This is a genomic window from Candidatus Latescibacterota bacterium, assembly GCA_019038625.1.
Classification (GTDB): Bacteria; Krumholzibacteriota; Krumholzibacteriia; order Krumholzibacteriales; family Krumholzibacteriaceae; genus JAGLYV01.
Genome location: JAHOYU010000021.1, coordinates 1 through 10,407, shown reverse-complemented (window position 1 = coordinate 10,407; position 10,407 = coordinate 1). Strand labels below are relative to the sequence as shown.

Below are 10,407 nucleotides of genomic sequence, written 5' to 3'. Positions count from 1 at the left end.
GGTGAGAGGTATTATGTTGGTGACCTGAAATGGAGCGGTAATAAAGTAGTAGAGGACGAAGATATAAGGTCTCTCATCGCTCTGAAGAAGGGAGACCCGTACTCCCTTGAGAACGTGGATTTCACTCAGATGGCGATCAACAGTCTCTATTGGGAAAAAGGGTATATCTGGAGCAGAGTCAGACCAAGGCAGAATATCAGAAGGCGAAAGATCGACCTGAGTCTCGATATCATCGAGAACAATCCCGCGTCAATAAAAGAGATCAAGATCGGTGGGAACACCAAGACTTTTGAGACGGTGATCAGGCGCGAGCTCGATGTATATCCGGGAGACAGGTTTATTCTGGGAGATGTCCAGAGATCGATCAGGGAGATCTTCCAGCTGGGTTATTTTGCCGGGCCACCAATGATTGATACTGAGCCGGTCAACGAAGATGGCGAAATCAATCTTCTGATAGATGTTGAGGAGAAGCAGACCGGGAATTTCAAGGGTGGGTTCGGATTCTCCCAGCTCAACAAGCTCAGCGGATTTCTCGGTGTGCAGGAAACGAATTTCCTTGGACGGGGAAAGACTGTCTCGCTCGACTGGGAATTCGGCAGGTGGCGAAAAAATATGAATATCAGGTATATGGAGCCCCACCTGTTCAATACCGATGTCAACCTGACGGTAAGTGTCTTCAACTGGATCCAGGACAGGATAAGTCAGCAGTACTACACTGACAGAAGAAAAGGATTCTCCGTTCAGGCGGGACATCGGATGCCCTGGCTGGATTACGCGAGGGTCTTCGCGATGTACAGGCTCGAGAATATCGAATTGACCGATTTTGATCCGGCATATCCTGCGGGAGGTAGCTTGAGAAAAGTCGGATGGCCTCTCATCAAGAGTACTGTGACCTTGAGTGTGTCGAGAAATTCGACAGACAGCCCGTTCCATCCCAGCACAGGATCCAAGACGAATCTCAGTGTCGAACTCGCCGGCGGCCCGTTTGGTGGGAACGTGAAGTTTGTGAGGTACAACGCCGGAATGTCCTGGTTCAGGAACCTTTTCTGGAAATTTACTTTCCATCTCGATGTCGACATCGGCCTGATAGAAGGTTATGGTGGGGAGAAGATCGAGGATTACGAAAAGTTCAGACTTGGTGGCAACAGACGGTACCCTCTCCGAGGATACGATTTCTATGAAGTGGTACCGGAAGGAAACGATCCCTACGTCGGCGGACGATTTATGACAAAGTATACGCAGGAGGTCGTGTTTCCTTTCAATCAGCAGATATATGGAATGTTTTTCTTCGATGCGGGGAATACGTGGAATTCGTTTCGAGACGCGAACATGTTCAGTCTGAAGAGAGGCCTGGGATTAGGTGTGCGACTCGAAATGCCCGGTATGGGAAATCTCGGATTTGATTATGGTTACGGATTCGACAAGGAAGGTGGCGCTGGATGGGAGCCTCACTTCACCTTCGGCACTTTCTTCTAGATTCCGGTTTTGTTGAGGTAATTAAAGTAATTATAGATCAGTCGGAAAACTTTAAAAGGAGGCAGGAGATGAAAAGGAAGATATCTGTTATATTGCTGGCGACATATCTTTTTACGATGGTGCCCTTGACCGCACTGAGAGCGGATGAAGTAAAGATCGGATATATCGATACGATCAAGATCTTTGCCGAATTCAAGGAGACCGTGGAAGCTGAAGAGGTCTATAAGAAGGAAGTCGAAGCCTGGAAGAAAAAGGCAGAAGAAATGGAGACTGAGCTTGCGAGGCTGCGCGAGAACATAGAGAGCCAGTCCTTGATGCTCAGTGAGGAAAAACTCCAGGAAAAGAAAGTCGAGTTCGAAACGAAGGCGCGTGATTACCAGAAGTACATGAAGGATGTATTTGGTGAGACCGGTGAAGCTGCCAGAAGAAACCAGGAACTTACCTCCCCGATCGTCGAAAAGATCAATGCCGTGATAGCCAGATTGGCAGAGGACGAAGGTTATACGATAGTATTCGATTCCTCGCAGGGAAACATAGTCTATGCGGACAAGACTATAGATATCACGGATCAGGTAATCGCGGTTCTGGAGTCGCAACTGGAGGCTAATCAGTAAATTATGACTGTCAAGGTATGACAGGAGACTTTAATTATTTGCTTTTTGACCAATCGGGGGTTAGACTTTCCGGATAAATCCCCTTTGGTCTGACAGGAACAGGAATCGGATGGTCATATGACTGTTTATAGTCTGGGAGAGCTTGCAAAAGTAGTCGGTGGAGAAGTCCTCGGCGACAGCGATGTCAAAATCGAGGGTGTAGCTGGCATCAGGGAAGCCAGTGAGGGCGAGATAACTTTTCTCGCCAACCCGAAATATGAGTCGTTCCTCGCTTCCACAAAAGCTTCTGCCCTGATAGCAGGTAGTAACGGTAATTTTAACGGTGCCGTGATCAGGGTAGAAAACCCATACCTTGCATTTCTTAAGGTCGTGACCTTATTCACGATGGGACATCTGGAAAAGTATCCCCGGGGGATCCATCCTACGGCTGTCATCGCGGACAGCGCTGAAATCGGTGCCGAGGCTTCGATAGGTGCTTATGTCGTGATCGGTGAGAATGTCAGAATTGCCGACAGGGCAACGATACTGCCACTCGCCTGCATAAATGAAGATGTAGTGATCGGTGAGGACTGCCTCATATATCCCCATGTGACGATCAGGGAGAAAAGCGAGATCGGTTCCCGCGTGATCATACATTCAGGTGTTGTTATCGGTAGTGACGGATTCGGATACGCGAAAGACGGGTGTCTTCATCAGAAGATACCCCAGATAGGGATAGTACAGATAGAAGACGATGTGGAGATAGGCGCAAATACGACAATCGACAGGGCCACTACAGGAGTGACACTGATAAGACGTGGTTCGAAGATAGATAATCTTGTTCAGATAGCACATAACGTGATAGTCGGGGAGGATTCCGTACTTGCGGCTCAGGTCGGAGTATCAGGCAGTACAGAGCTTGGAAGAAACGTTGTTCTTGCCGGACAGGCAGGACTGGTGGGACATATCAAGATCGGTGAGGGAGCGATGGTGGGAGCTCAGGGCGGTGTGACGAAGTCGATTCCTCCGGCCACGAATGTCTCAGGTTATCCTGCCCGTGAACATTCTGTTGCAAGGAAGATATATGCTGCCTCGACAAGACTTCCCGGTCTTCTGAAGGATTTCCGAGACCTGCAGAAAAGGGTGGAGACCCTCGAGAAAGGATCAGGAAGTGGTTCGACAGCAGAGAACGATTAAGGCCCCGTTCACCTTCAAGGGAACAGGACTTCATACAGGGGTAGAAGTAACGACCGTGTTCAGGCCGGCAGAGAACGGTACAGGGATAATATTCAGGCGAGTCGACCTCGATCCGGTGGTAGAGATCCCTGCCACTCCGAAATTCATCCATTCTGGCGATATCAAGAGAAATACAACATTGTCAAGCGGTGAGACGGTGATTCATACAGTTGAACACATTCTCGCAGCAGTTTCGGGGCTGCAGGTCGACAACCTCTATATCGATATCGATGCTGATGAACCTCCAGAGCCGAGGGATGGTAGTTGTGCATCTCTGGTTGACGCGCTGAATATTGCAGGGTTTGAGAATCAGGGAGTTCCTGTTCCTGTCTTCAAGGTGACGACCCCGATAAGCTATCAGAAGGACGATATTGAGATAATCGCCCTGCCTTATGAGGGCTTCAAGATAAGCTTTACAATAGAGTACGATAATCCGCATATAGGAACACAGTTCATATCTTTAGACATCGATCCGGAAATATTCCAGCGTGAGATCGCGCCGGCGAGGACATTTGCCCTCATGTCGGACGTAGATATGCTGAAGGCTGAGGGGCTGATCAAGGGCGGTAGCCTGGCGAATGCGGTGGTCGTAGATAAAAACGGTATACTTAACGAAGAGCCCTTGCGGTTCCCGGACGAATTCGTGAGACACAAGGTCCTGGATATCATCGGCGATCTCAGTCTACTCGGTCAGCCGATACAGGGGCATATCATAGCGGTCAGGTCTGGCCACAACTATAATCTTGAGTTCGTGCGTCTGCTGGATAAAGACAAGAAGAAGAAGGCGCTCACCGCGATGGGGCCGAACAACGATTTCTGGGATATCAATGTTATTCAGGAAATTATGCCTCACAGGTATCCCTTCCTGCTCATAGACAGGATCCTCGAATTGGAGGACAAGAAAAGGGTAGTAGGAATAAAAAATGTGACGATAAACGAACCGTTTTTTATCGGGCATTTTCCGGGACATCCGATAATGCCCGCTGTATTGATCATTGAAGCAATGGCCCAGGTTGGAGGAATACTGCTGTTGTCGAGTGTCGATAATCCTGAAAAGTATCTGGTATATTTTATGGGGATAGATAGAGCGAAATTCAGGAAACCTGTTGTGCCGGGCGACCAGCTTCGGTTCGAGCTGGAGATGGTCTCACTGAAAAGAAGATTCTGTAAGATGAGGGGATTAGCATATGTCGACGGAAAGGTCGTTGCTGAAGCCAACCTTAGTTCAACCATCGTGTTGCGATAGGAGCGAAGGAATGTCGCCGAAGATTCATCCGAGTGCCGTGGTCAGTGAGCGAGCCAAGCTGGCACAAGGGGTCGAAATCGGTCCTTTCTCAGTCATAGGTCCCGACGTGACTATAGGTGAGGGAACCGTTGTCGGGAGCAATGTGCTGATCGAAGGATATACGACGCTCGGTTCGGGGAACAAGGTATTTCACGGTGCTGCGATCGGAAGTGAACCGCAGGATCTGAAATACTCCGGCGAGAAAAGTCATGTACGGATCGGGAGTAACAATACGATAAGGGAATATGTGACGATCAATCTGGCGGCTGGCGAGAATGAGTCCACTGTCGTTGGAGATGACTGTCTGCTGATGGCCTATGTTCATCTTGCACACAATTGTGTTCTCGGTAGCAACGTGATTCTAGCCAATGCCGTCAATCTTGCGGGACATGTGACTATAGGGGACTGGGCGATCATAGGGGGTATGGTCCCTGTTCATCAGTTCGTTTCAATCGGTGCTCATTCGTTTGTAGGTGGCGGCAGCAGAGTCTCCCAGGACATTCCTCCGTTTTTCAAGTTCGGGGGATGCCCCACGAAGCCGAGTGGCCTCAATACGGTAGGGTTGGAGAGACGCGGCTTTACGGTTGAGCAGAGAAACTTGCTGAAAAAGGCGTACCGGTATATATACCGGAGCGGCCTCAACCTTACTCCGGCGCTGGAGAGGATCAGAGACGAGCTGCCCCAGACACCAGAAATAGAGAGCTTGCTGGAATTCATCGGCAGGTCACAACGAGGCCTGACCAGGTAAGCAACACACCTAGAATAATCGGGAGTGATATGAAAGAGAATGGTAGCGGCCTGAAAGCAGGCGTCATCGGTACGGGCAGCCTTGGAACCAACCACGCCAGGATATATGCGGGTATTCCTGATGTGGATACTGTACTCGTTCACGACAGCCTGAGAGAGAGAGCCTCATCTACGGCAGAGAAGTTCAAGTGCGAAGTATGTGAAGATGCCGGGGCGCTTCTTGATGACGTGGATCTCGTCAGTATCTGTACGCCGGCGACGGACCATTACGAAACGGTAATGAGAGCGTTCGACATGGGTGTCCATGTCCTTGTCGAAAAGCCGATCGCATCTGATTCCATTCAGGGAGCAGGTATGGTCGCCGCCGCGAAAGAAAGAGGACTGGTCTTTCAGGTTGGTCATATCGAACGGTTCAACGGGACATTTGCCGCGGTGGAAAGTCTTGTCGACAAACCACTCTTCATAGAATCACATAGATTGGGGACATTCACCCCACGAGGTATAGACGTCTCTGTGGTTGTTGACCTGATGATCCATGATATTGATATTGTACTTACTTTACTCAAAGGCGACAATTTGACTGAGCTCAGAGCTTCAGGCGCTGGCGTTCTGACCTCATCTCCCGATATAGTGAATGCACGGCTCGAATTCGAAAGCGGTTGTGTGGCGAACCTCACAGCAAGCAGGATATCGATAGAGCCACTGAGAAAAGTCAGGTTCTTCCAGGAAAACATGTATATCTCCGCTGATTTCAGAGCAAAAGAGATAGAGGCCTACAGTCGAGCTGAGAATATCTCGATGGAAACGCTGGCAGGTGACCCTACGGCATTTATCAGACCTGTTGATACAGAGATCGACAAAAGTGAACCGTTGAAAAACGAGATAGAATCTTTCGTCAATGCTGTCAGGACCGGGACTGAACCGGTAGTGACGGGCAAACAGGCGCTGGAAGCGCTGAAAATGGCTGAGAAGATCCTCTCATGCATCGGGCAAAAGGAGGGATAGTCGAAGTGAGGACTATCCTCGTGACTTGCGGTGAGACCAGCGGTGACGAACACGCTTCCCTTCTTATAAGAAAGATCCGCTCAATAGACCCGGGTTGCAGAGTGATCGCTATGGGTGGAGAGAAACTCAAGAGAGCTGGAGCCGAGGTCATCTTTCCCCTTGAAGAATTCGCTTTCATGGGATTTGCCGAGATCGTTTCCGGGATTCCCCGGATAATCGCACTTGAAAATAAACTGAAAAAAATCCTTCGTGAAGAGAAAATCGATCTGTATATCCCCGTAGATTATCCGGGCATGAATCTGAGGATCGCCGGGTATGCGAGATCCCGGGGAGTTCCGGTCCTGTACTATATCAGTCCACAGGTATGGGCATGGGGGGGGTGGAGGATCGGGCGCATCAGGAGGTCGGTGGACCTGATGGCCGTTATTCTGCCCTTCGAAGAGAAATTCTACAGAGATCAGAATATCCCTGTTTATTGCGCGGGTCATCCTATGCTCGATGAGATACCTTCGCCCGGAGGACCAAAGCGGTTGCCTGAAAGTGGCGGGGAAATCAAGATAGTCCTGTATCCTGGAAGCCGACGGCAGGAGATGGAAAGAGTTTTTCCGGCCATTCTTGGAGCAGTGGGGATAATAGCATCGAAAATTCCGGAAGCAAGATTCGTCCTTGGCCTTGCGCCGATTTTCGAAGAGAGTGAAATAGATATTCCTCCTGCACTCAAGGGGAGGGTCACGATATCAAGACATGGAGTGTCCGAACTGGATAGCGCCACACTGGCGATCGCTACATCCGGCACTGTGACATTGCAGGCCGCGCTTTCCGGAACACCAACTATAGTGGTCTACCGTACATCGGGATTCACGTACACACTGGGGAAGATGCTGGTCAGGATTCCCCATATAGCAATGCCGAATGTACTTGGGGAAAAAGAGATCGTCCCTGAATTGATTCAGGATGAGGTGACTCCAGAGAAGATTGCGGCAGAGGCGCTCAAGCTGTTGAGTGATTCCCGGAAATATTCCGAGATATCGATGGAACAACTTGCTTTAAGGGAACTGCTCTATAAGGAAAACGGGTTGGAGAAATTAGCGCATAAGGCCATTGAATTATGTTTAGAGCACTGACCGGGAAGGCATTGATAAGGGCTGGGATCATGGAGAGATTCTGACAGAGAGATCAGGCGATGAAGATCAGATTAAACAAGACGATCACCAGCTTTTTTGGAGCATTTCTGATAAGGATCCTGGCGATGACATGGCGAGTCGAGTGGCAGAACCCTGGATATCTCGATGAAGCCAGAAGAATCTCTTCAAATCTAATATTTTCATTCTGGCATGGAAGACTTCTCGTGCTGAGCTGGACTCACCGCAACCGTTCGGTTCAGGCGCTTACTTCGGACCATTATGATGGTGATCTGCTGGGCAGGATCATAGAACGGCTTGGATTCGGTCAACTAAAGGGTTCTACCTCAAAGGGTGGAGCAAGAGCGATAAGGAGCCTGAAGGCGGTATTGAGCAAGGGACAGGATATAGCACTGGCTGTAGATGGGCCACGGGGACCCAGGGGGAAGATGCAGCAGGGTGCGATAGAACTCAGCAGGTTGACTTCATGCGCAATCGTACCTGTGACGAACACGGCTGTGTGTCGAAAACTCCTGTCTTCATGGGACAGATTTCAACTTCCTGCTCCTTTCACGAAAGTGATAGTAAGATATGGGAAGCCCTTTATTGTTTCGAGGGATGAGTCGGCACCTGAAAGAGAGACCAAAAGAAGAGAGCTTGAGGAATATCTTGGTCAGTTGACGACAGAACTGGACATTGAAGCTGGACACAAAGGTGTGGAGGTGTGGCCCCATGAGGATAATTGAGCGTTATCCACTGGGATTAAAACTGTTTAACGGAAAAGGATGGTATGGCCTGCTCAAACCTGTAAGGTTTGTCCTTGCTTGCTTATACGGGATTTACCTCGATAAAAAGACGGCTGACAGGAAGCCGAAAATCACTTCATCCACCGGCAGCTTTCAAGTGATCTCTATCGGGAATCTGGAAGCTGGAGGAAGTGGTAAGACTCCGGTGACTCTGGCGATAGCTTCATATCTTATGAAAATGGGAAAAAGAGTTGCGGTCGTCACGCGGGGGTACGGTAGTGTCGCAGAGAGACAGGGAATGCCTGTGGCTGTCGTGCCGAGTGGAGAAAATGTCCATGAATTCGGAGGAAGATGGATCCTTTCGGCCGAGTTGGAAAAACAGACGAAGAGTAGAGGGAGAAAGGTTGAGGGGGTAGAAGTGACAGGCGATGAAGTCTCCATCTACATGTCGAGGAGAATACCCGTAATAATAGATTCGAACAGATCCCGTGGGATAGAGGCTGCCGGGCATTTATTCAGGCCGGATCATATACTTCTCGATGACGCGTTCAGGCATACGGAAGTCCATGTAGACCTGAATATCCTCCTGCTCGACGCGCGGAGACCGTTTGGAAACCGTCGCCTGATACCGGCAGGGACTCTGCGTGAGCGCCCCGAAGCTGTAGAGAGATCGGATGTAGTCATATTCACAAGATCGAATGGTAGAGGTATACCGGAAGATGCTCTTGTCCTGACAGAAGGGAAAAAGATATTGTTTGCCAGGCACGAAGTATCAGGCCTGGTCGATCTTGATGGTAATCGAGCAGGAGATGAGATCCTTGATGGAAGGGAAGTGGTCCTGTTCTCCGGGATAGCTCACCCGGAATCATTTGAACGTTCCATATCCGGTACAGGGATAGAGCCAGCCGTGTCGATCCGGTTTGAGGACCATCATGTTTACTCAAGGTCTGATGTAGACCTGATCAGGCACGCTACTACTGAAGCCTCCGCATACATCACCACGGAGAAAGATATCCATAAGGTCAAGAGGTTCTTCGATGATGATGAGTTACTTCTGGCTCTCAGGGTCGAGGCAGTGATATCTGGTATCGAGTCTCTTTTAGATGGATAATAAAACCGGACCACCCGCGTGGGGGAGGCCCGGTCGTGGTTTTTGTTACCCGAAAAATCAGATCAATGGTCGTTCGGATCCTCATCGGTAAGTACATCCGCAAAGGTCACTATGACTCCAGCGCTGAAATTAATATTTCTTTCCGTCTGAATCTCGTGGCCATGGAAAGTTATCTGGGCATGAGCCATTACTTCTCCAGCATTGTACTGAAGAGAGGACAATGTCGGAAGTAGTTTTGATCCGTAAGGTACGATAAGGATCACTGCTTCGACTTTTGAATCTGCCGGGACCATCAGGCTCATCAGGCCGGTGAAATCGGCGACGACCGGCGTGAGGTTCCCATCGAGCCGCGTGAACTCGACTTCGTAGCTCGTCACGAGGAAATCGCCAAGAGAACTGGCGTTCGGATCAACGACACTGTTATAAGGTCTGTTGTGGAACTCGACCTTCATCCAGTCCTCGATGATATAGTCGTCACCGATGTTGTAACCGTTTGCAGGATCGTCCTCGATGAACAATTCGTCACCCTGGTTAAGAACATCGCTGATGAAGGGATACCCCTCGTTGACATTGCTGACATAGACGACAGTTCGTTCGTCGTAGTTGTTGTCGTTATCGCAACCGGCGCTCAGGGCACCGATCACTATCATGGTAATAACAGCCAGTGTAGTCAATTTCCTTGTGGACATCGGGTAACCTCCTCATTTGTGACTGGCATTATTAGTTTTCAACTGGTCATACGCAATGTTTGTGCCAAGTGTCCTAAATGTGTGCCTACGTAAATGATGTTATAGCAATGAGATGAAAATCGTTTCTTTCTGGCAGAAAATCTGGAAGTGGAAGAAAATGCAGATTGCACTTCTTTATATTGCCTGAATTATCCCGATTTTCTATTATACAATGGTCGAAGGAGAAACTTTGGAAATTGTAAAGAGCGACATACTTGTTATCGGAAGCGGAGCAGCGGGGTTGTTTTTTGCTCTCAAGGCAGCCGAATATGCTGATGTGAGAGTAGTCACAAAGAAACAGGCCGCGCAGTCAAACACCAATTACGCACAGGGGGGAATAGACTCTGTGATCGACGGAA

General features: G+C 49.4%; 11 protein-coding genes. 10 read left to right on the top strand and 1 reads right to left on the bottom strand.

Annotated elements, in window-relative coordinates; all coding sequences use genetic code 11:
- From bamA to lpxK, 9 genes are all read left to right on the top strand, one after another.
- A partial coding sequence (gene bamA / locus KOO63_01265) for an outer membrane protein assembly factor BamA (GenBank protein ID MBU8920463.1) occupies nt 1-1,476 on the top strand: 1,476 nt, incomplete at its 5' end.
- Between the two features lie 68 nt (nt 1,477-1,544).
- The gene (locus tag KOO63_01260) at nt 1,545-2,090 is read left to right on the top strand and encodes an OmpH family outer membrane protein (protein MBU8920462.1); all 546 of its coding nucleotides are present in this window, start codon (nt 1,545-1,547) and stop codon (nt 2,088-2,090) included.
- 117 nt (nt 2,091-2,207) lie between these two features.
- Complete coding sequence (lpxD, locus tag KOO63_01255; protein ID MBU8920461.1) at nt 2,208-3,266, top strand: UDP-3-O-(3-hydroxymyristoyl)glucosamine N-acyltransferase; 1,059 nt, start codon at nt 2,208-2,210, stop codon at nt 3,264-3,266.
- The gene (locus KOO63_01250; GenBank protein MBU8920460.1) at nt 3,241-4,551 is read left to right on the top strand and encodes a bifunctional UDP-3-O-[3-hydroxymyristoyl] N-acetylglucosamine deacetylase/3-hydroxyacyl-ACP dehydratase; all 1,311 of its coding nucleotides are present in this window, start codon (nt 3,241-3,243) and stop codon (nt 4,549-4,551) included. Before lpxD ends, KOO63_01250 begins: the two co-directional genes overlap by 26 nt.
- A gap of 10 nt (nt 4,552-4,561) precedes the next feature.
- The gene (gene lpxA / locus KOO63_01245) at nt 4,562-5,338 is read left to right on the top strand and encodes an acyl-ACP--UDP-N-acetylglucosamine O-acyltransferase (GenBank protein ID MBU8920459.1); all 777 of its coding nucleotides are present in this window, start codon (nt 4,562-4,564) and stop codon (nt 5,336-5,338) included.
- A 29-nt stretch (nt 5,339-5,367) separates the two neighbouring features.
- The gene (locus KOO63_01240; protein ID MBU8920458.1) at nt 5,368-6,342 is read left to right on the top strand and encodes a Gfo/Idh/MocA family oxidoreductase; all 975 of its coding nucleotides are present in this window, start codon (nt 5,368-5,370) and stop codon (nt 6,340-6,342) included.
- Complete coding sequence (gene lpxB, locus KOO63_01235; protein ID MBU8920457.1) at nt 6,318-7,466, top strand: lipid-A-disaccharide synthase; 1,149 nt, start codon at nt 6,318-6,320, stop codon at nt 7,464-7,466. Before KOO63_01240 ends, lpxB begins: the two co-directional genes overlap by 25 nt.
- Nucleotides 7,467-7,525: 59 nt before the next feature.
- Nucleotides 7,526-8,209, top strand: coding sequence for a lysophospholipid acyltransferase family protein (locus tag KOO63_01230; GenBank protein MBU8920456.1), 684 nt, complete (start codon nt 7,526-7,528; stop codon nt 8,207-8,209).
- On the top strand, nt 8,196-9,320 hold the full coding sequence (gene lpxK / locus KOO63_01225) for a tetraacyldisaccharide 4'-kinase (protein ID MBU8920455.1): 1,125 nt from the start codon (nt 8,196-8,198) through the stop codon (nt 9,318-9,320). Before KOO63_01230 ends, lpxK begins: the two co-directional genes overlap by 14 nt.
- A 62-nt stretch (nt 9,321-9,382) precedes the next feature.
- Here lpxK and KOO63_01220 read toward each other — a convergent pair whose 3' ends face one another.
- Entirely contained in the window at nt 9,383-10,009 is a 627-nt protein-coding gene (locus tag KOO63_01220; GenBank protein MBU8920454.1) for a hypothetical protein, read from the bottom strand.
- A gap of 211 nt (nt 10,010-10,220) precedes the next feature.
- On the opposite strand from KOO63_01220, the gene KOO63_01215 reads away from it, so the two are divergent.
- Nucleotides 10,221-10,407 (top strand): FAD-binding protein (locus KOO63_01215; GenBank protein ID MBU8920453.1); only part of this gene is annotated, 187 nt, incomplete at its 3' end.